The sequence below is a fragment of the Streptomyces odontomachi genome (genome assembly GCF_024435355.1).
GTDB classification, from domain to species: Bacteria; Actinomycetota; Actinomycetes; order Streptomycetales; family Streptomycetaceae; genus Streptomyces; species Streptomyces odontomachi.
This window is the reverse complement of record NZ_JAMJWG010000002.1, coordinates 439,872-460,116: the sequence shown is the minus strand read 5'-3', so window position 1 is coordinate 460,116 and position 20,245 is coordinate 439,872. Positions and strand designations below refer to the sequence as shown.

Annotated in this window: 17 protein-coding genes; 11 read left to right on the top strand and 6 right to left on the bottom strand. The window is 70.9% G+C overall.

The genetic code is table 11. The features are described 5' to 3' along the window. Positions 1-53 precede the first annotated feature (53 nt). Positions 54-1,160 carry a substrate-binding domain-containing protein gene (locus NQO67_RS06615; RefSeq protein ID WP_255947922.1) on the top strand — a complete coding sequence of 369 codons (1,107 nt, stop codon included), beginning with the start codon at positions 54-56 and terminating at the stop codon, positions 1,158-1,160. 138 nt (positions 1,161-1,298) lie between these two features. Here the strand turns inward: NQO67_RS06615 and NQO67_RS06610 are convergent, their stop codons facing one another. After that, positions 1,299-2,402 carry a sensor histidine kinase gene (locus tag NQO67_RS06610; RefSeq protein ID WP_255947920.1) on the bottom strand — a complete coding sequence of 368 codons (1,104 nt, stop codon included), beginning with the start codon at positions 2,400-2,402 and terminating at the stop codon, positions 1,299-1,301. Beyond that, positions 2,399-3,061, bottom strand: coding sequence for a response regulator transcription factor (locus NQO67_RS06605; protein WP_255948461.1), 663 nt, complete (start codon positions 3,059-3,061; stop codon positions 2,399-2,401). Before NQO67_RS06605 ends, NQO67_RS06610 begins: the two co-directional genes overlap by 4 nt. 186 nt (positions 3,062-3,247) lie before the next feature. Here NQO67_RS06605 and NQO67_RS06600 point away from each other — a divergent pair, with 186 nt between their 5' ends. From NQO67_RS06600 to NQO67_RS06585, 4 genes are all read left to right on the top strand, one after another. After that, positions 3,248-4,183, top strand: a complete 936-nt coding sequence (locus NQO67_RS06600; RefSeq protein ID WP_255947918.1) for an ATP-binding cassette domain-containing protein — start codon at positions 3,248-3,250, stop codon at positions 4,181-4,183. After that, entirely contained in the window at positions 4,180-5,715 is a 1,536-nt protein-coding gene (locus NQO67_RS06595) for a DUF1349 domain-containing protein (protein WP_255947905.1), read from the top strand. Before NQO67_RS06600 ends, NQO67_RS06595 begins: the two co-directional genes overlap by 4 nt. After that, positions 5,712-6,485 (top strand): ABC transporter permease, encoded by a 774-nt coding sequence (locus NQO67_RS06590; protein ID WP_255947903.1) that lies wholly within the window; start codon positions 5,712-5,714, stop codon positions 6,483-6,485. The genes NQO67_RS06595 and NQO67_RS06590 overlap by 4 nt, the downstream gene beginning before the upstream one ends. Positions 6,486-6,657: 172 nt before the next feature. Beyond that, the gene (locus tag NQO67_RS06585) at positions 6,658-7,851 is read left to right on the top strand and encodes an RNA-guided endonuclease InsQ/TnpB family protein (protein WP_255947901.1); all 1,194 of its coding nucleotides are present in this window, start codon (positions 6,658-6,660) and stop codon (positions 7,849-7,851) included. Between the two features lie 30 nt (positions 7,852-7,881). Here NQO67_RS06585 and NQO67_RS06580 read toward each other — a convergent pair whose 3' ends face one another. The 4 genes from NQO67_RS06580 to NQO67_RS06565 form a co-directional block, all read right to left on the bottom strand. After that, a complete protein-coding gene (locus NQO67_RS06580) occupies positions 7,882-8,895 on the bottom strand; it encodes an FAD-dependent oxidoreductase (protein WP_255947899.1) in 1,014 nt (337 codons plus the stop codon). Next, the gene (locus NQO67_RS06575; protein ID WP_255947897.1) at positions 8,892-10,334 is read right to left on the bottom strand and encodes a purine-cytosine permease family protein; all 1,443 of its coding nucleotides are present in this window, start codon (positions 10,332-10,334) and stop codon (positions 8,892-8,894) included. The genes NQO67_RS06580 and NQO67_RS06575 overlap by 4 nt, the downstream gene beginning before the upstream one ends. Positions 10,335-10,412: 78 nt before the next feature. Beyond that, positions 10,413-12,023, bottom strand: a complete 1,611-nt coding sequence (locus NQO67_RS06570; RefSeq protein ID WP_255947895.1) for a helix-turn-helix domain-containing protein — start codon at positions 12,021-12,023, stop codon at positions 10,413-10,415. Positions 12,024-12,218: 195 nt separating this feature from the next. Continuing rightward, on the bottom strand, positions 12,219-13,253 hold the full coding sequence (locus NQO67_RS06565) for a LacI family DNA-binding transcriptional regulator (protein ID WP_255947893.1): 1,035 nt from the start codon (positions 13,251-13,253) through the stop codon (positions 12,219-12,221). A gap of 139 nt (positions 13,254-13,392) precedes the next feature. Between NQO67_RS06565 and NQO67_RS06560 the strand changes: the two genes are divergently transcribed. From NQO67_RS06560 to NQO67_RS06535, 6 genes are read left to right on the top strand one after another with little or no spacing between them, the layout of a single operon-like run. Then, positions 13,393-14,928: a sodium:solute symporter family protein gene (locus NQO67_RS06560; RefSeq protein ID WP_255947891.1), complete on the top strand. Its 1,536-nt coding sequence runs from the start codon at positions 13,393-13,395 to the stop codon at positions 14,926-14,928. Beyond that, positions 14,921-16,195: an AGE family epimerase/isomerase gene (locus NQO67_RS06555; RefSeq protein WP_255947889.1), complete on the top strand. Its 1,275-nt coding sequence runs from the start codon at positions 14,921-14,923 to the stop codon at positions 16,193-16,195. Before NQO67_RS06560 ends, NQO67_RS06555 begins: the two co-directional genes overlap by 8 nt. Continuing rightward, complete coding sequence (locus NQO67_RS06550; protein WP_255947887.1) at positions 16,195-16,950, top strand: glucosamine-6-phosphate deaminase; 756 nt, start codon at positions 16,195-16,197, stop codon at positions 16,948-16,950. Before NQO67_RS06555 ends, NQO67_RS06550 begins: the two co-directional genes overlap by 1 nt. Continuing rightward, the gene (locus NQO67_RS06545) at positions 16,940-17,707 is read left to right on the top strand and encodes a sugar isomerase domain-containing protein (protein WP_255947885.1); all 768 of its coding nucleotides are present in this window, start codon (positions 16,940-16,942) and stop codon (positions 17,705-17,707) included. The genes NQO67_RS06550 and NQO67_RS06545 overlap by 11 nt, the downstream gene beginning before the upstream one ends. Next, positions 17,704-18,918 (top strand): N-acetylglucosamine-6-phosphate deacetylase, encoded by a 1,215-nt coding sequence (locus tag NQO67_RS06540; protein ID WP_255947883.1) that lies wholly within the window; start codon positions 17,704-17,706, stop codon positions 18,916-18,918. The genes NQO67_RS06545 and NQO67_RS06540 overlap by 4 nt, the downstream gene beginning before the upstream one ends. Then, positions 18,915-20,174: a hypothetical protein gene (locus NQO67_RS06535; protein WP_255947872.1), complete on the top strand. Its 1,260-nt coding sequence runs from the start codon at positions 18,915-18,917 to the stop codon at positions 20,172-20,174. The genes NQO67_RS06540 and NQO67_RS06535 overlap by 4 nt, the downstream gene beginning before the upstream one ends. The last annotated feature ends 71 nt before the right edge of the window (positions 20,175-20,245 follow it).

The window sequence follows — 20,245 nt, the reverse complement described above, 5'->3', positions numbered from 1 at the left end:
CCCCACGGTGCCCGAACTCACCCGGCTCGAACGCAAGAAGGGCTCATCCCACCATGCGTAGTTTCATCACCCGAGGCATCGCCGCGGTCGGCGCCGTCGCCCTGCTCACCCTGGGAACGGCGTGCGGCAACGATCGTGAGGGCTCCACCTCCGGCGGGGACGGCGCCAAGGGCTTTGCCAAGAACTCCCTCGTCGGTGTCGCCCTGCCGGCCAAGACCTCGGAGAACTGGGTGCTCGCCGGTGACCTGTTCACCAACGGTCTCAAGAAGGCGGGATTCAAGGCCGACGTGCAGTACGCGGGCGCCTCGACCACCGTCGCCGATCAGCAGGCGCAGATCTCCTCCATGGTGACCAAGGGCGCCAAGGTCATCGTCATCGGCGCGACGGACGCCTCACAGCTCGCCACCCAGGTGGCGCAGGCCAAGGACGCCGGCGCGACCGTCATCGCGTACGACCGCCTCATCACCAACACCCCCGACGTCGACTACTACATCGCGTTCGACAACTTCAAGGTCGGCCAGCTCCAGGGCCAGGCCCTGATCGACGGCATGAAGGCCAAGAAGCCAAAGGGCCCCTGGAACATCGAGCTGTTCTCCGGATCGCCCGACGACAACAACTCCAAGGTCTTCTTCAACGGTGCGATGGACGTGCTCAAGCCCCTCATCGACAAGGGTGACATCGTTATCGGATCCGGCCAGGACAGCATCAAGCAGACCGCGGTCCAGGGCTGGAAGGCGGAGAACGCCCAGCAGCGCATGGACTCGCTGCTGACCTCGACCTACCACGGCGGCAAGAAGCTCGACGGCGTCCTGTCGCCGAACGACACGCTCGCGCGCGCCATCATCACCGCGGTGAAGGGCGCCGGAAAGCCGATCCCGGTCGTCACGGGGCAGGACTCCGAGGTCGAATCGGTCAAGTCGATCATGGCCGGTGAGCAGTACTCGACCATCAACAAGGACACCCGCAAGCTCGTCGCCGAGACCATCGAGATGGCCAAGTCCCTCCAGAAGGGCGACAAGCCGAAGATCAACGACACCAAGTCCTACAACAACGGCAAGAAGGTCGTCCCCTCCTACCTGCTGCCGCCGGTCATCGTGACCAAGAAGAACGCGGCCGAGGCCTACGCCAACGACCCGAAGCTGGCTCCGCTCACCAAGTGAGCCTGTAAGCCCGCAGCGAAGTCCCGCGCCGCACGTCCCCGGGCAGAATCCGGCCCCGGGGGCGTGCGGCGCTGCGCGTGCCCCGCCGGTCCCGAGGACGACGTCGAAGAGGCCGGGACCTCTTGGCGCGGTCCCGGATCAGCGGGCGTGCGCGAACCGTACGGCGATGGACAGGCCCCCTTCGGGGCGTGCGCTGGTGGTGAGGGTGGCGCGGTGGGCTTCGGCGACGGCACGGACGATGGCGAGGCCGAGACCGTGGCCGTCGCCGCCGCCGTGACGGTCGGGCGCCAGTTTCTGGAAGGGGTGGAAGAGACGCTCGACCTGGTCGCCGGGGACGGCCGGCCCGCTGTTGGCGATCGTCAGGGTCACCCGCGTGCCGGAGGTCCGCGTGGCGATCGTGACGTGTCCGTCCGGGTGGTTGTGGCGGATGGCGTTGTCGACGAGGTTGGCGACGAGGCTTTCGATCAGCCGTGGGTCCCCGGCCGTCACCGCGGGTGCCAGGTGTGCGGCGAGATCGATGCCTCGCTCCGTTGCCTGGCCACGGCGGGCGGCGAGCACGCCTTCGACCAGGTCGGCGAGGTCGAGGGTGTCCCGGCGAGAAAGTCCACGCTCGCTGGTGGCGAGCACCAGCAGGGCCGAGACGAGCCGTTCCTGGTGCCCGCCGAGGTCGAGGGCTTCCCAGCAGGCCGAGCGCAGCGTGTCGGCGTCGGCGTCGGGGTCGGCGAGGGCGACTTCGAGGAGGGTGCGCAGACCGGCGAGGGGGGTCCGCAGCTCGTGGGACGCGTTGGCGACGAAGTGGCGTTGGGCGTCGAAGGAGGCCTGGAGGCGGGCGAACAGATCGTCGAGGATATGGCCGAGCTCGGTCAGCTCGTCCGTGGGCTCGCCGAGGCCGAGGCGCCGGTGGAGATCGCTGGCGGAGATGGCGGTGGCGGTGGCGGTGATGGCGCGCAGCGGGTGCAGGAACCGGCCGGCGACGAACCAGCCGAGAGCCAGGGCGACGGGAACCAGAAGGACCAGCGCGACGGCCGATCCCGTGAGGAGTCGGGGCAGGTCGATGCCGTTCCCGGTCCCGGTGATCGCGCCCGATGAACGGTGGCCCGCGGGGTTGGTCGACTGGACGCCGGCGAGCGGGACGGCGACGCATACCAGCACGAAGACCCCGGTGGCGTAGATGCCTGCCGCGTAGGCGAGCGCGAGCCGCGTCTGCAAGGACCTTCTGGGGAGTTGCTGGGCCGAGGTCATGGCAGTCCGATCCGGTAGCCGCCTTCGCGGACGGTGTCGATCACGGGCGGGTCACCGAGCTTGGCCCGCAGGCGGTGCATGGTGTGCTTGACGGCGCTGCTGAAGGGGTCGGCGGCCTCGTCCCAGACGCGTTCGAGCAACTCCTCGGCGGAGATCACCAGGCCGGGTGCGGCGAGCAGGCATTCGAGGAGGGCGAACTCCTTGGGGCTCAGCTCGAGGCGCCGGCCGGCCCGGAACGCGGTGCGGCGAGCCGGATCGAGGCTGATGTCCCCGCACGCCAGGGTGGGCGGAAGCGGCGGGGTGGCGCGGCGGGCCAGCGCACGGACGCGGGCGACCAGTTCGGCGAACGCGAACGGCTTGGGCAGGTAGTCGTCGGCGCCGAGGCTGAGCCCGTCGACGCGGTCCTCGATCGTGTCGGAGGCGGTGAGCATCAGGATGCGGGTCGCGCAGCGGCCGTGGGCGAGCCGCCGGCAGATCTCGTCCCCGTGGACACCGGGTAGGTCGCGGTCGAGGATCACCACGTCATAGCGGGTGTCGGCCAGCCGGTCGAGGGCGGCGGTTCCGTCCAGGACGACGTCGACCGCCATTCCCTCGCGACGCAGTCCGGTCCCCAGGGAGCGGGCGAGGACCTCGAAGTCCTCGACGACGAGCACCCTCACCGCCACGCACCGAGGGTCGTCGTGGTGCGGGCTGGGCGGCCGAGTCGTCCGGCGGATCGAGATGCCATGCGTCGACGATGCCAGATCCCCGGTTGCAGCCGGGTCGCAGCCGCTGCGACCGGACCGGGACCGGGTGCCGCGTAGAACCGTCGGCATGAGTGCATTTCGAACCATGGGCGCGCTGCGATGAGCGCCCCGGGAATCGTCGTCGCCGGACTGCGCAAGCGCTACGGCGCGACCCTGGCCCTCGACGGCATGTCCTTCACCGTCCGCCCGGGCCTGGTGACCGGCTTCCTCGGGCCGAACGGGGCCGGGAAGTCCACCACCATGCGGGTGATCCTCGGCCTGGACGCGGTCGAGGAGGGCACCGCGCTGATCGAGGGAAAGCGTTACCAGAGCCTTCGGCATCCGCTGAAGCACGTCGGTGCGCTGCTGGACGCGGCAGCACTGCACCCCGGCCGCAGCGCGCGTCACCACCTGCTGTGGCTGGCGCATTCGCAGGGTCTGCCCGCGCGGCGGGTGGACCAGGTGATCGAGCAGGTCGGCCTGGTCCCGGCGGCCCGGCGCAAGGCCGGCGGCTACTCGCTCGGCATGCGGCAGCGGCTCGGGATCGCCGCGGCCCTGCTGGGCGACCCGCCGATCGTCATGCTCGACGAGCCGTTCAACGGCATGGACCCCGACGGCATCATCTGGATGCGCGGCTTCCTGCGGTCGCTGGCCGCTCAGGGCCGCGCCGTGCTGGTCTCCAGCCACCTGATGAGCGAGATGCAGGACACCGCCGATCATCTCGTCGTGGTCGGGCGCGGGAAGGCCATCGCCGACGCCGGCGTGGCCGACCTGATCGCGGCCGTCTCCGGGAACCGGGTGGTCCTGCGGACCACGGCCGGGACACCTGCGACGCGGGTGCTCGCACAGGCCGGCGCGGCAGTGGCGGCCACCGGCCCCGACACCCTCACCGTCTCCGGCCTGCCCGCGAACCGGATCGTGACGCTGCTCAGCGAGAGCGCGGTGCCGTTCTCCGAGGTGTCGGCACACCGCGCCACCCTCGAGGACGTCTACCTGGAACTCACCCGCGAGGCGGTCGAGTTCCGCGCCGCGACACCCACGGAGGTCTCGCCGTGAACGCCACCGTCACAGCGTCGCGTTCCGGCCGGCGGGCCGCGCGCAACGGCTTCGCTCACGTGGTGCACGCGGAGTGGACCAAGTTCCGAACGGTGCGCGGCTGGGCGATCGGCATGGTGGCGGCGGGTCTGGCCCTGGTGCTGGTCGCCCTGCTCGCCGGGGCCAGCAGCCATCAGGAGGGTGCACCGCCCGTTCCGATCGGACCAGGCGGTGAACCGGTCACCGACAGCTTCTACTTCGTCCACCGGCCGCTGGCGGGAAACGGCCATATCACCGTCTCCGTCTCCGCGCTCAGGAGCAGCATCCCCAGGGGGCCCTCGGACCTACGGGCCGGCACCGTGCCGTGGGCGAAGGCCGGGCTCGTCATCAAGGAGAGCACCCGCCAGGGATCGCCCTACGCGGCGATCATGGTGACCGGCAGCCACGGCGTGCGGATGCAGGACGGCTACGTCAACGACACCGCCGGTCTCCCCGCCCCCGCCCCCGTCTCCACCGCCGCCGTCCGCTGGCTGCGGCTGGACCGCTCGGGCGACACGATCACCGGCCGTGCCTCCGCCGACGGCAGGCACTGGACCACGGTGGGCACCGCGCACGTGAACGGGCTCGGGCGGACCGCGCTGGGCGGGCTGTTCGTCGCGTCTCCGCCCTCCGCAGCAGGCATGGGCACGCGCGGCACCGTGTCCACGGCCGTCTTCGGGGACCTTCGTGTCCAGGGGCGCTGGGGCGGTGGCAACTGGACCGGCGACCAGGTGGGGCCCCGGTCCCCGAGCTTCTCCGGCTACCCGGAGAACACCTCGGGCTCGTTCGCGGGATCCGGCGGCCGCTTCACGGTGACCGGCGCCGGCGACATGGCGCCCGCCGTGCGCGACACGCTGCCCACCGGCGGCACCCTCGGAGAGCTCCTCACCGGCACGTTCGCCGCGCTGATCGTGGTGATGGTCGTGGGGGCGCTGTTCATCACCACGGAATACCGGAAGAGCCTGATCCACGTCACCCTGGCCGCCAGCCCGAGACGGAGCCGGGTGCTGGTGGCCAAGGCGATGGTGCTGGGGGGCGTCACCTTCGTCGCCGCGTTGGCGGGAGCGGTCGTGGCGGTTCCGCTCGGCGAGCGGCTCGCCCGGGCCAACGGCGTGTACGTCTTCCCGGTGACGTCCTCGACCGAGCTACGGGTGGAGCTCGGGATCGCGGCGCTGCTCGCTACCGCGGCGATCCTGGCCCTCTCCGTCGGCGCCCTCATCCGGCGCAGCGCAGGCGCCGTCACCACCGTCGTCGTGGCCGTCGTGCTGCCCTACCTCCTGTTCGCCAACCCGTTCATGCCCGCGAGCGTGTCGAACTGGCTGGCCCGGGTGACCCCGGGCGCGGCCTTCGCCGTCCAGCAGACGCTCGTGCGGTATCACCAGGTCGCGAGCGACTACACGCCCTACAACGGCTATTACCCGCTGGCACCCTGGGCCGGGTTCGCCGTCCTGGCCGGCTACGCGGCGGCGAGCCTGGCCGTGGCCGCGCTCGTTCTGCACAGGAGGGACGCGTGAGACGGGCCCTGCACGCGGAATGGACGAAGACCCGGACCGTCCCCAGCCCGCTCTGGCTGCTGCTCGGTACCGTCGTGGCGACCGTGGCCCTGAGCGCCGCCGCGACCTCGGTGGTGACCTGCGGGCCCGCCTCCTGCGGTGACATGACCAAGCTCAGCCTCACCGGCGTCCAGCTCGGGCAGGCGCTGGTCGTCGTCCTGGCCGTACCGGTCATCGCGGGCGAGTACGGCACGGGCATGATCCGCACCACGGTGGCGGCGGTGCCGCAGCGAGCCACCGTCCTCGCGGCCAAAGCCGTCACGCTCACCGGGATCGTGGCCCCGGCCGGGACCCTTGCGGTGCTCGGGTCCCTGGCGGCCGGGCGGCTCCTCCTGCCGGCCCATGCCTTCACGACGGCCCGCGGCCACCCTGCGCTGTCCCCGACCGACTGGCCCACGCTGCGTGCCGCCCTCGGGTCGATCCTCTACCTGATCCTGATCGCCCTGCTCAGCCTCGGTGTCGCCACCGTCGTGCGGGACTCGGCGACCGGTGTCGGGATCGTCCTCGGCCTGCTGTACCTGGTCCCCGTCCTCGCCCAGGTGGTCGGCGCTCCCTCCGGGCAGCGCCTGCTCCGGCAGATCGGGCCGATGAGCGCCGGGCTCGCCATCCAGACCACCACCGACATCCGCAGCCTGCCCATCGGCCCCTGGGCCGGTCTCGGCGTGACCGCGGCGTGGGCCGCGGCGGCGCTCCTGACCGGCGGCCTGCTGCTGTGCAGGCGCGACACCTAGGGTCGTCCGGTTGGATTATCTGGACTTCTGAGTGGAGACCCCTTCGTTTACGAGGGAGAGGAAACCCAGCTCCTGCGGAGCAGGGCAAGGAGCGGGTTTCGCCGTCAGGGCGAAAGATGGTGCTCTCACCCGCAGATTTGGTCTTCACCAATAAGTTCACTAGTTTGTGAGCATGGCCACGATGCAGGTGAAGCGGGCGTTCAAGTACCGCTTCTACCCCAGCGATGCGCAGGCAGCGGAGTTGTCGCGCACGTTCGGTTGTGTGCGCAAGGTCTACAACATGGCACTCGCCGCCCGCACCGAGGCCTGGGCGCGGCAGAAGCGCGTCAACTACAACGCCACCTCGGCGATGCTGACGGCGTGGAAGAAGACCGAAGAACTCGCCTACCTCAACGAGGTGTCTTCGGTCCCGCTGCAGCAGGCCTTGCGGCATCTGCAGGGCGCGTTCAGCAACTTCTTCGCCAAGCGCTCCAAGTACCCGCGCTTCAAGTCCAAGCGAAAGTCCCGTGGCAGCGCGGAGTACACCCGCTCGGCATTCACGTTCCGTGATGGGGCACTGATCCTGGCGAAGATGAACGACCCGCTGGACATCGTCTGGTCAAGGCCGCTTCCCGAAGGAACGGTGCCGACCACGGTGACCGTGAGCCGGGATGCGGCCGGGCGCTGGTTCGTCTCCCTGCGGTGCGACGACCCCAGCATCAAGCCGCTTCCCGCCACCGATAGTGCGGTCGGCATCGACGTGGGCCTGGACCATCTGCTGACCCTGTCCACCGGGGAGAAGATCGCCAATCCCCGACACGAACGCCGCGACCGTGCCCGCCTGGCCAAGGCCCAGCGCGAGCTGGCGAAGAAGACCAAGGGCAGCAACAACTGCGCCAATGCGCGCTGCAAGGCCGCCAAGGTGCATGCACGGATCGCCGACCGGCGCCGAGACATGCTGCACCAGCTGACCACTCGACTCGTGCGCGAAAACCAAACGCTCGTGATCGAGGATCTGACCGTGCGTAACATGGTCAAGAACCACACGCTCGCCCGAGCCATCTCGGACGCGAGTTGGTGGGAGTTCCGCTCGCTGCTGGAGTACAAAGCCGCCTGGTACGGACGCGAGGTCGTGGTCGTGGACCGCTTCTTTCCCTCCTCCAAGCTGTGCTCCGCCTGCGGCACTTTGCAGGACAAGATGCCGCTCAACGTCCGTACCTGGACGTGTGACTGCGGCACTTCCCATGACCGTGACGTGAACGCAGCGATCAACCTCAAGGCCGCCGGGCTGGCGGTGACGGTCTGTGGAGCTGGTGTAAGACCTCAACGGCGTAAGCCGGGCGGGCAGTCGGCGACGAAGCAGAAAACCCCACGGCGCGAGCCGTAGGAATCTCCCTCGTTCACGAGGGAGAGGAAGTCAACTGGTTCCTCCCGTCGCCGCCGGTGGCGTGTCGATGTCGGTGCCCAGCGACCGCACCAGGTCGGTGACCTCGTCGGCGCATCCCCAGGACAGGGTCACGCCCGCGCCGCCGTGACCGTAGTTGTGGACGCAGGGCGTGCCGTCCGCAAGCGTGTCGAGTTCGAGCCGGACTCCGCCTCGGCGAACGGGTCGCAGTCCGACCCGCTGCTCCAGCGCCCTCGCCCCGGCCAGCCGGGGATCCAGTTCGGTGCACCGCCTGCGGATGCGGGCCGACACCTCGTCGCCGGGTGTCTCGTCCCAGGCGTTCTCGTCCGCGGTACCGCCGAGGATGCAACTGTGACGGTGCGGGATGATGTAGGCGTCACCGTCCGGATGGTCGAAATCGGCGAGGACCCGGTCGATGCCGGGATTGTCGACACGGAGCCACTGGCCTCGGACGGGATACGTCGCGGGGTCGTCGCAGAGCTCACGCGCCCCGAGACCGCAGCAGTTGACCACGACATCGCCGTACCGGGCGGCCTCGGTCAACGAGGAGAGTCGCGCGTGGAGCAGTTCGCCGCCGTGCGCAAGGAAGCGATCGAGCAGATAGGCCAGGTACATCGGCATGTCGATCACGGCCTGGGTGAAGGAGTAGCCGTCGGCGAATCCGGGCGGGAGCTGTGCGCGCCCTAACAGGGCCAGGTCGGGTGCCGCGTCGGCCCACCACGGAGCTCCCCCGAGCGGACTCCGGTGCAACATCACGCACGTGCGCAGCACCACGCCCGTCGTCTCGCTCGACGCCGCCAGCGACTCGAACACGGGTCGGCTCGCCGCCGTCCAACCCAGGGCCCGGTGGGGTGGGTCGACCTTGTAGGGAAACCAGGTGGCGCCCGCGACGGCCGAGGTGGTGCGTTCCGCAGGCCGGTCGGCCACGATCCGCACGGTACGGCCGAGGCGGCGCAGCCGTAGCGCCGTGGTCAGGCCGCTGACGCCGCAGCCCACGACGACGACCGTCGGATCGGCCGCACTCATGACGGGACCTCCGATTCCCGAACCCGCTCGGTGGCCGTGCCGTCGTCCTGCGCTGCCCCGGCGGACGCCCAGGGGCGTTTCGCGACGTAGTACCAGGCGCCGGCCACCAGCGCACCGACGAGCCACGAGATGTCGCCGTCGCGCAGCAGCCGCGCCACGGGACCTTCGTAGACGTCGTTGCTCATGAAGGGGATCTGGACGGCGAAACCCATCGCGTAGGAGACGACTCCCGCGACGCCGACCTTGCCGTAGATCCCGTCCGGCTTGTGGATCTCCTCGATCACGTAGTGACCGTGGCGGATCGCGTAGTAGTCCACGAGGTTGACCGCCGTCCACGGGATGATCAGCACCAGGGACAGCGTCAGGAACACCTGGAACGACGAGAGCAGGTTGTCCTTGTAGAGAAAGCCCAGATAGGTGGCCACCACCGCGACGGGGATGATGAACACTAGGCGCAGTCCGAGACCGCCGTGCCACCGGCGCACGAACGTCGTCACGAACGACAGCGCGGACATGTAGCCGCCGTAGATGTTGAGGGCGTTGATGCTGAACACGCCCACGATCAGGGCCACGTAGGTCAGTGCCTCGAACCAGCCGCCGGCCCCGTGCGCGAGCCGGCCGAGGCTCTCGACCGGGCCTTGCTGGAACCGCAGGTTCAGCGCGGCACCGAGGATCATCAGCCAGGCCCCGCTGATCCCCACTCCGGCGTAGGTGTACCAGAACACGCTCTTGATCGACGTCTGCTCGGGCAGGTAGCGCGAGTAGTCGGCCACGTAGGGCGCGAAGCCCAGTTGCGAGGTCGCCGACACCGACACCGCCAGCAGGAACGGTCCCAGCACGAACCCGCCGGACGCGGGCGCGGGGTGCGTCGCCGGTACGTCACCGAAGACCAGCAGCAGGGTGAGCACCAGGAACACGACGGCGACGAGCGCGGAAAGATAGCGTTCGAACCGGTGGATCAGGTTGTATCCGAAGATCGCGACGAGCGTGCTCAACAGGGCCAGCACGATGATCCCCGCGGACAGGGGCAGCCCCGTCAACGCCGTCAGGGCCTGCGCCCCGAGCACCACGCCCGCCGCGTAGAACCCGAGGTACATCACGATCACGAACAGCAGAGGGAACGCGGCACCGTAGAACCCGAACTGCGCGCGGCTCTGGATCATCTGCGGCAGCCCGAGATGCGGGCCCTGGGCGGAATGGCTCGCCATGAGCAGTGTGCCGACCAGCACACCGATCAGGATCGCCACCGCGGCCCATCCGAGGCTCAGCCCGCTCAGGGTGGTGGCCGCGCCCGCCGCCACGACGGGTAGCTCCATGTTCGCGCCGAACCACACGAACAGCAGGTCGGAAGGCTTGCCATGGCGTAGGTGGGCGGGCACGAACTCGATGCTGCGTCGTTCCAGGATGAAATCGGGACGCTCGTGGGAATTGGTATCCACGCCCTCAGTGTCCGATCTTGGGTCGCGGATTCTCTTGTCCGCGACGACAAACATGGCCGCCCGCAGATGTCCTGGACATCAAAGATCGTTGCCGGACAGCGCCCGCATGCGGAGCTGCAACTGGACGAGCAGCATGGCGTCGGCGTCGGAGAAGTCCAGGCCCACAAGGTGCCGGATGCGTCGCAGCCGGTACCGCACGGTGTTGACGTGCACGCGCAGGGCCACCGCCGTGTCGTCCACGGCCCGACCGGAGTCCACGTACGCGGCGAGCGTGCGAGCCAGCTCGCCACCGGGACCTTCGTGCCGGATCAACCGGTTCAGCGGCCCGATGCAGTTCCCGATTCCCTGGGCGATGGCGTCGTCGGCCAGCTGCCGCAGCAACACGGGGAGCGCCATCGACTCCATGGTGCCGACGGTGCCGGCCATGCCGGTGCGGCGCATGGCCGTCAGGACGGCGTCGGCCTGGGCTCGTACCGTGGTGATCTCCTCGACGGCGGCAGCCGGTCCGCTCACCGCGATGAGACAGTGCCTGCCGTGCGGAGAGCGTGCTTGGAAGTCCCGTGCGAGCCGTTCCGCGGACTCCAGCGCCTCCCCGCCGCCCTCTTGCGGCCACCAGATCAACGCGTACACCGCGTCGCCCAGCACGACCGTGGCCGAAGACGGATGAGTGGTGGCGAGGTACAGCGCCAGCGAGTGCGCGCACCGACGCAGTCGCGCCGCCGACTCGGTCGTGTCGGATGCACCGTCGCCGTCGTGGGATGCGGCGCCGGCCATGCCCGCGACGAGCACGCACGCGGGGGACGGGCCGATGCCCAGTTCGTGAGCGGCACCGCGGCCCTCCTGGCCGCCGCCGAGCATGATGGCGGCCAGCTCACCCCGATGCTGCCGCGCGTATGCCTCGCCGGTACGGACATTGACCAGGTGGAGCGCCACGGCAGGCGCGAGCATGCGCAGTCGATCGGCCTGCTCGGCGCTCAACGGACCGGACACGGCCGCCCAGATGTAGCCGAGCACATGGGAACCCGTACGCACCGCGATCGCCGTCCTCGGCAGCAGTCCCGGAGCGCCCGGTTCGATGAACACCGGGCCGCGTTCGCGATGCAGTCGCCGGAACACGCCACACGCCTCGTACCACTCCAGCCACCGCGGGTGCACCGCGCGGCCGAGGATCGTCTCCACCCGCGCGTCGTCGGTGTCCTGCTGATCGGCCGACCAGGCCAGCACCGTCGAGGCGTGGTCCTCGATCGTGACGGGAGCCCCGATCGCCTCGCTGATCGTGTTGGCGATGTCGAACAGATCGCCCATGGCCCCGGACGTCGGTTCCGGAGCACGGTCCTGTTCCAGCAGGCGTTCCCGGATGGTGACGGCGACGTGCATCCACGACGCGTCCGCATTGATCTCCAGCACCGGCAGGGGGAGATCGTGCGCCTGCTCGGGCAACGGAGGCTTGACGGCGAGCGCGACCGCGCCCGCCTTGCGCATGTCCTCGACGAGCGGGGTGAGCACGGTACCGGGACCGATCCCCACACCCAGCACGAGACAGCCGGGCTCCGAGCGGACCGGCTGCTCGAAATCCTGGATGATCACGCTGGTCACCGCCTGGTCAAGACCGCCGTTGGAACGCCCGACCCGGGCCAGTGGCCAGCCGAGGTCGTCGACCAGTTGCCGTACCGTGAGCCGTGCGCGCACGACCTCGCCCCCAATCCGTCGGGCGTCCAAGGCGGTGGCTCGTGCCGGTGCGCCTGCGCCGCTCAGGAGATCACCTGCCGGGCCGTCCACCATCATGGTGCGTTGCCGTGGATGACGGTCAAGGCCGGCACCTGCCACCGGCGGAGCCGGGCTTCGCCGAGTACACGATCATTCTGCTCTGACGGCGCCCTCGCGTCAGGGGCGCGGGCCGGTGGAGGATGCCCTCCTCCCGTCCCTGCCGTGCCGCGCCGGCCCGGTGGTGCCCCGCACGACGAGCTGCGAGTCGAGGCTGTAGCGCACGTCGCCCAGCCTGCGGCCGCCCAGCAGTTCCAGCAGCACCGACACCGCGATGTCCCCGGCGTCCGCGCAGCGCAGCGACACCGTGGTCAGCGGCGGGTAGGTGGTCGCGGCCAGGACGTCGTCGCAGCCGACGACGCTGAAGTCCTCGGGCACCCGCAGGCCGCGCTCGGCGAGTCCGGCCAGGATCCCGTGCGCCACCACGTCGTCGAAGGCCATGACGCCGGTGGCGCCGCTGGCCAGCAGCGCGTCGACGGTGCGCGTGCCGCCGGCGTACGTCGCCGGCCGGGCGCCGAGCATGGTGACGGTGAGCCCGTGCTCGGTGCGCGCGGTGTTGATCGCCCGGCGCCGCTGGTGGTCGGACCAGGAGCCGACGGGGCCCCCGACGTAGGCGATGTGACGGTGCCCCAGTTCCGCAAAGTGTGCAACCGCTTGCACGGTTCCGGTGTGCGAGTCGACGAGTACCCGGGGGATCCGGGGGATGTCCCGGTTGATCAGTACCAGTGGCTTGTGCCCGGCGTGGTCGACCAGCGCGGCGTCGGCCAGCCGGGAAGCCGCCAGCACCAGGCCGTCGACCTGCCGGGTGAACCGGGCGATCAGCCGGCTCTCCTGGTCCGGGTTCTCCGCGGAGTCTCCGAGCAGTACGCAGAAGTCCTGCTGGTCGGCGCCGGCTTGGGCGGCCCGGATCAGCGGGGGGAAGAACGGGTTGGCGATGTCCGGGACGATCAGCGCGATGGTCCCGCTGTGGCCGGTGGACAGCGTCCTGGCCGCGTGGTTCGGCACATAGCCCAGGCTCTCTGCGGTGGTCAGGACCCGCTGGACCGTCTCGGGCCGCAGCAGGTGCGGTCTGGTGAAGGCGCGCGAGACGGTCGACCGGGAGATGCCGAGCCGCTCGGCGATCATGCCGATGGTGGGAGTGGGAGCCTCGGTCATTCGTCCCCCGGCTGGTCGGGCGCGGCACACGGTCCACGATTCCTGAAACACGGATCTTAGCCCGAGAGTCTTGATTGTGCATCCGGTTGCATGCAAGTGTGCACGGCGACGCCATCACACCCACATCCTCGGAGGTCTCATGGGCGCCGCGGCCTGGCTCGTGCTGCTGCTCTATTTCGGTCTCATGATCGCCATCGGCCTGTGGGCGAAGTCGCGGGTGCACGACGCCCGTGACTTCTTCACCGCCGGCGGCCGGATGCCCTGGTGGCTGGCCGGCATCTCGCACCACATGTCGGGGTACAGCGCGGCGGTGTTCGTCGCGTACGCCGCGGTGGCCTACACCGTCGGATTCGCCGTCTACATCTGGTGGGCGCTCGGCATCGTGATCGCGCTGTCCATAGGCGCCGCCGTGTTCGCGCCGCGCTGGCCCAGGCTGCGGCAGCGGCTCGGCATCATCTCGCCGCTGGAGTACCTGACCACCCGGTACAACGTGCCCGCCCAGCAGGTGCTCGCGTGGAGCGGCGCCGCGCTGAAACTCTTCGACGTCGCCGCCAAGTGGACGGCGAGCGCCGTCCTGCTGAACGTCTTCGCCGGGGTACCGCTGACCTGGGGCGTGCTGCTCACCGGAAGCGTCACGCTGGTCTACTCCACGGTCGGCGGCCTGTGGGCGGACGCGCTCACCGACTTCGGGCAGTTCGTGATCCAGCTGGTCGCGGGCATCACCATGCTGGTCGTCACGCTGTCCGAACTCGGCGGTCCGTCGTCGATCTGGACGATGTGGAGCAAGCTGCCGCCCAGCCACGCCCACCCGTTCTCCGGCAGCTACACCGTGGTGTTCTTCCTGGTCTACGCGCTGGTCGACACCGTTTCCTACAACGGGGGCACCTGGAACCTCGCGCAGCGCTTCATCGCCTCCGGCTCCGGTGCCCAGGCACGCAAGGCCGCCCTGCTGTCCGGCGGGCTCTATCTGGTCTGGCCGCTGGTGCTGTTCTTCCCGATGTGGGCGGCGCCGCTGATCCTGCCGAACCTGTCGTCCCCCGAGCAGTCCTACGCCCTGCTGACCACGCATCTGCTGCCCGGGGCCCTGGTCGGCCTGGTGCTGGCGGGCATGTTCTCGCACACCATGGCGATGTCGTCCTCCGACGCCAACGCGATCTCCGCGGTCGTCGTACGGGACATCATCCCGGCGGTGCTGCGCGGCGGGTCGCGGCTGAGCGCCCGCGCCGAGCTGGCGGCCGGACGCGTCGCCACGTTCCTCTTCATCGCGCTGTCCCTGGCGGTCGCCCTGACCGCGGACAGCTTCGGCGGGGTGCTCGGCCTGCTGGTGCTGTGGTTCGGCGCGCTGGTCGGCCCGGTCGCGATCCCGATGCTGCTGGGCATGCTGCCGCTGTTCCGGCGCAGCGGTCCTTCCGCGGCCATCCTGTCCTGGGCGGCCGGCCTGCTCGTGTTCGTCCTCACCAAGTACGCCTTCGCCGATCAGGTCGCCCGGCTGAACGAGAACTGGACGACCACCGTGTCCGTGGCAGGACCGATCCTCGTCTCCCTCGTCACCTTCATCGCCTGCGGTTTCCTGCGGCCCTGGCGGGATCCCGCGTCCGACGCCCTGATCGACGCGCTGAACTCCGACGACGAGCGGCACGGGCCGCACGAGGAGAAGGCCGCCGTCCATGCCTGACGCAGGTCTTCACCGGTTCCAGCGCTTCCACCGGTCGCATCTGGAGGACGACGTCCTGGCCTGGTGGCTGGCCCATGGACCGGATGCGGAACGCGGCGGCGTGCACACCTGTTTCGCCAACGTGGGCGACACCCTCGTCAGCACGGACAAGTACACCTGGTCGCAGGGCCGCTGGGCCTGGCTCACCGCCCGGCTGTCCCGCGCCGCCAGGGCCGGACTGATCGACATGGACGCGGACACGCTGCTGCGCCAGGCGACCGGCACGGCCGAGTTCGTCGCGGCGCACGCCCTGCTGGGCGACGGCACCACCGCCTACGTGCTGAGCGCCGACGGGACGGTCAGGCCCGCAGGACCGGACGGCGCCGCGCACGCCAGCGTCTTCGCCGATCTCTTCGCGGTGCTGGGCTTCGCTGGGCTGCACGGCGAACTCGTGGCGACCGGCACCCCGGCCGCCCGGGCGTGGGGCGCGCTGGCCGAGGAATTGCTGGTCAGCGCCTATGACCGGGTGCGGTCCTGCACCGCGCTGAACGAGCCGTACCCGGTCCATCCCCGGTTCCGGTGCTTCGCCGAACCGATGATGCTGATGCACGCCGGCGCCGAACTCCACGCTGCGACCGGCTCCCGACGGGCCCAGGAGATCACCGTCGCCGCGGCCGCCGACGCGCTCTCCGCCCTGTTCGTCACCGGAACGCAGATGCGCGACATGGCGCCGCGCGGCCCCGGTCTGGACGGCACCCTGCTCGCCCGGCACCGCACGCCCGGCCATCTGCTGGAGTTCCTGTGGTTCCTGCACCGCGCCGCGGCCACCGTGCCCGGTGTCGCGGCGGTGGCCGGCGATCCTTCGTGGGTGGTCGAAGCCGCGCTCGGCGCGCTGGCCGTCGGCTGGGACACCGCCGAGGGCGGCCTGCTGCGCTACGTCGACCGGGAGGGCGGGGCACCACGCGGCGACCTGCTCGACGACCGGTACGAGAACCTGGTCACCCGCACCTGGGACACCAAGCTGTGGTGGCCGCACGCCGAGGCCCTGTACGCGACGGCCCTGCTGGCCAGGGCCCACGGCAGCGCCGAACTGGCGGCCTGGCACGACCGCATCCACGAGTACACCTTCGGCACCTTCCCCGAAGGACCCGGGCGGGAGTGGACCCAGATCCGTGCCCGGGACGGCCGCCCGCTGGACGAGGTGGTGGCCCTGCCCGTGAAGGACCCCTTCCACATCGCACGCGCACTGCTGCTGCTCGTCGAACTCCATGGAGAAGCCGAGAACTGATGTCCGACAACGCCCCCCACCAGATCGAACTCCGCTCCTTCCCGGACCGGGAAACCCTCGGCGCAGCCGCCGCGCGCGACATCGGTGACGCGCTCGTACGCCGGCTGGCCGAGCAGGCAGCGGTGCGCATGATCTTCGCCAGCGCGCCCAGCCAGGAGGCGACCCTGCGCCAGCTGGCCGCCCGGCCGGACATCGACTGGAGCCGGGTCACCGCCTTCCACATGGACGAGTACCTGGGCCTCGCACCCGAAGCGCCGCAGCGGTTCGGCACCTGGCTGCAAACGGTCCTGCTGGACCGGGTGCCGGTCGGCACGGTCCACCTGATCGACCCGGGCGCCGACCCGCAGGCCACCGTGGACGAGTACAGCGCGCTGCTGGCCGCCGCGCCGATCGACATCCTGTGCCTGGGCATCGGGGTCAACGGCCATCTCGCCTTCAACGACCCGCCCGCCGACCTCGCGGACCCGGCGCTGGTGAAGGTGGTGACCCTGGACGAGGTCAGCCGCGTCCAGCAGGTCGACGACGGCTGCTTCGCCACCCTGCACGACGTACCCCGCCGAGCCATCACCCTGACCGTCCCCGCGCTGCTGTCCGCGGCCGAGGCGTTCTGCATGGTGCCCGGCGCGCAGAAGAAGCACGCCGTCACCCGGGCGCTGCACGGACCGATCGACGGTTCGCTGCCCGCCAGTGCACTGCGCACCCACCCCCGGTGCACCCTCTACGTCGACAAGGAGTCCGCCCCCGATGCCCGATGACCACGCCGACCACACCCTGACCTACCTGCGGACGGTCACCGCGCTTCTGGAGCGCATCCACACGGAGGAGCGCGACACCATCGGGCGGGCCGCAGAGGTGCTGGCCGCGCAGATCCGCCGGGACCGCCTCGTGCACATCTTCGGCCCCGGCGGTCACTCCAACCTCGCCGCGCAGGAGGTGTTCTTCCGGGCCGGCGGGCTGATGCACGTCTCGGCGATCCTGGACGAGGGCACCCTGCTGTCCAACGGCGCGCTGCGCTCCATGGCGATCGAGCGCACACCGGGCTACGGCCGGGTGGTGATCGCCGACGCCGGCCTCGGCCCCGACGACGTGCTCATCCTGGTGAACGCCTACGGCATCAACGCCGCCCTGATCGACGCGGCCCTGGAGGCCAGGGAGCGCGGGGCAACGGTGATCGGCCTGAGCTCCCGCCAGCACGCCGCCGACACCGCTCCCGACCACCCGGCCCGGCACCCGTCCAAGGCGAACCTGCACGACGTCGTGGACATCGCCGTCGACACCAAGGTGCCCATCGGTGACGCGGTGATCAGCATCGACGGGGTCGGCGAACCGCTCGCGGCGGTGTCCACCTTCGCCAACGCCTACGCGCTCAACGCGCTGGTGCTGCGCACGGTCCAGGCGCTCGCCGCGTCCGGAGTGGAGCCACCGGTGTGGCGCAGTGGCAACGCGCCGGGCGGCGACGAGGCGAACGCCCGGTTCCTGGCGGACTTCCGGGGCCGGGTGCGGTCCCTGTGAAGGTCACCGGACGGGACCCGGCCACCGGCCGGACGCTGAGCGTCAGCACCGAAGGCGGCGTGATCGCCGAGGTGCGCCCCGCTTCGGAAAGCACCGACCTCTGGCTGGCACCGGGCCTGGTGGACCTCCAGGTCAACGGGTTCGCCGGGCACGACGTCAACGCCGCCTCGGTGACGCCCACGACGGTGGCCGCACTGGTGCGAGCGCTGTGGAAAGCGGGCGTGACGACGGTGCTGCCGACCGTGGTCACCGCCGACGAGGAGCGGATCACCCGCGCGTTGGAGGCGGTACGCGAGGCCAGGGACGCCGACCCGCGGGTGGCGCACGCCATTCCGTACGTGCACGTCGAGGGCCCCTTCCTGTCCCATGAGGACGGTCCGCGCGGTGTGCACGACGCCCGGCACATCCGGCCGGCGAGCAGCGCGGAGCTGCACCGCTGGGGCGACCTGGTGGGCATGGTCACCGTCTCCCCGCACGACGACGCCGCGATCGAGTTCATCCGGGCGGCGACCCGAGCCGGGGTGCGGTGCGCGATCGGGCACACCCACGCCTCCCCGGAACAGATCACCCGTGCCGTGGACGCCGGTGCCCGGCTGTCCACCCATCTCGGCAACGGTGCGCACGCCGTGCTGGCCCGCCACCCCAACTACCTGTGGGCGCAGCTCGCCGACGACCGGCTGTCCGCCGGGTTCATCGCGGACGGCCACCACCTGCCGGCCGACACGTTCAAGGCGATGCTGCGGGCCAAGGGCGTCGACCGGGCGCACCTGGTCTCCGACTGCACGGAACTGGGCGGTCTGCCACCGGGCCGGTACCGCACGCCGGTGGGCGGCGAGGTGGAGCTGTCCCCGGACGGCCGGCTCGGCTACGTGGGCACGCCCTTCCTGGCCGGTGCGTCCCGCTCGCTGGCCGACGGGGTGGCAACCGCGCTCACCATGGCCGATCTGACCCTGGCGACCGCACTGCGCCTCGCAACCGCCAACCCGGGCCGGTTCGCCGGCGGGCGGGGCGTCCTGGTGCCGGGGGCTCCCGCGGACCTGCTCACCTTCGCCTGGCAGCCGGGCGACCGCACGTTGGACATCCGGACGGTGGTGGCGGGCGGCGTCCTGGTGGTCGACGGTGGTGCCCTGGTGGCGGACGACGAGTGCGCGGGTCCCGCGGCGTCCACGGGCCCGACACACCATCCGGCCTCCCCGGGCGGGACCGCATGACCGTACAGGTGGGCACCGCGGTGCACGACTGCACCCCACCGGCCGGTCTCGCCCTGTCGGGGTTCGCCGCCCGGACCGAGCCGGCGACCGGCCGGCACGATCCGATCACCGTGCGGGCCCTTGCGGTCGATGACACGGTGCTCGTCACCGTGGACACCTGCGGACTGCACGAGGACTTCTGCGCGGGGGTACGTGCCGAGGTGCCCGGCCATGTCGTGGTCACCGCCACGCACACCCACGGCGGCCCGGCAACGGTGCCCGGGCGGCTCGGCGGACCCGTGGACGCCGACTACCTCGCCACGTTGCACGCCACCTGCGTCGCCGCGGCGCACCGTGCCCTGGCGGCACGCGAACCCGCCGTGCTGGAGGTGGGCCGCGGAGCGGACCCGGGCGTCGCACGCAACCGCCGCCGGGCCGACGGCCCGGTGTACGCGCCGCTGACGGTGCTGCGGTTCCGCCGCGGGGACGGCGCGCTGCTGGCCTCCGTGGTCAGCTACCCCTGCCATCCCGTCGTCCTGGGGGCGGACAACCTGCTGTGGACCGCGGACTACCCGGGCGTGGTGCGTGCTGCGGTCGAGGCGGCCGAGCCCGGGTCCACCTGCCTGTTCCTCACCGGATGCTGCGGCGAGTTGAACACCGGGCACAGCGCACACGCCTCCATGACGCTGGGCAGTACGAGCGAGCGGACGTTCGCGGCGGCCGATCGCGTCGGGCGGCGGATCGCGGCAGCCGCGCTGGCCGTGCCGACCCGCACGGCGGCGACCCGCACGGCGGTGGACCAGGCCGGCACCGCCGCGGTCTCCGCCGGCATCGCCCTGCCCCTGATGGCCACCGACCCGGTCAAGGACGCCGCGGACGCCGCCGCGTGGGCCCGCGAACTGCCCACGGCCACCCCGGGCCGGCAGGCCCTGTTGCGCAACTGGCTGCACTGGGCCGGCGAGGTCGCCCCGCATCCGACGGCGTCCTGGACGGCGCGGGTCACCGTGCTGTGCTGGGGCGGGCTGCGGATCGTCGCGCTGCCCGGCGAGCCCTTCTCGGCGACCGCACGGCGCATCACCGACCGGGTGCCCGGGGAGTGCCTGGTGATCGGCTACGCGGACGGCAGCCCTGGCTACCTGCCACCGGCCGAGGAGTTCCCGTACGGGGGCTATGAGGTCGACGAGGCACATCGCTACTACGGGATGCCGGCACCGTTCGCCCCCGGAGCGGCCGAATCCCTCACCGAACTGGCCGTCAGCCTCGCCGGGGAGATCTGAAACATCTCGTACGCGCGGTTTTCGCACGCGCCGTGCAACGTTCCACGGACCGTGCGACCGCGTCCACAAGA

Bases quoted from the DNA above. Each gene is read 5' to 3' on its own strand.
- NQO67_RS06615 (WP_255947922.1), top strand. From the start codon at position 54: ATGCGTAGTTTCATCACCCGAGGCATCGCCGCGGTCGGCGCCGTCGCC.
- NQO67_RS06610 (WP_255947920.1), bottom strand. From the start codon at position 2,402: ATGACCTCGGCCCAGCAACTCCCCAGAAGGTCCTTGCAGACGCGGCTC.
- NQO67_RS06600 (WP_255947918.1), top strand. From the start codon at position 3,248: ATGAGCGCCCCGGGAATCGTCGTCGCCGGACTGCGCAAGCGCTACGGC.
- NQO67_RS06585 (WP_255947901.1), top strand. From the start codon at position 6,658: ATGGCCACGATGCAGGTGAAGCGGGCGTTCAAGTACCGCTTCTACCCC.
- NQO67_RS06580 (WP_255947899.1), bottom strand. From the start codon at position 8,895: ATGAGTGCGGCCGATCCGACGGTCGTCGTCGTGGGCTGCGGCGTCAGC.
- NQO67_RS06565 (WP_255947893.1), bottom strand. From the start codon at position 13,253: ATGACCGAGGCTCCCACTCCCACCATCGGCATGATCGCCGAGCGGCTC.
- NQO67_RS06560 (WP_255947891.1), top strand. From the start codon at position 13,393: ATGGGCGCCGCGGCCTGGCTCGTGCTGCTGCTCTATTTCGGTCTCATG.
- NQO67_RS06555 (WP_255947889.1), top strand. From the start codon at position 14,921: ATGCCTGACGCAGGTCTTCACCGGTTCCAGCGCTTCCACCGGTCGCAT.
- NQO67_RS06550 (WP_255947887.1), top strand. From the start codon at position 16,195: ATGTCCGACAACGCCCCCCACCAGATCGAACTCCGCTCCTTCCCGGAC.
- NQO67_RS06545 (WP_255947885.1), top strand. From the start codon at position 16,940: ATGCCCGATGACCACGCCGACCACACCCTGACCTACCTGCGGACGGTC.
- NQO67_RS06535 (WP_255947872.1), top strand. From the start codon at position 18,915: ATGACCGTACAGGTGGGCACCGCGGTGCACGACTGCACCCCACCGGCC.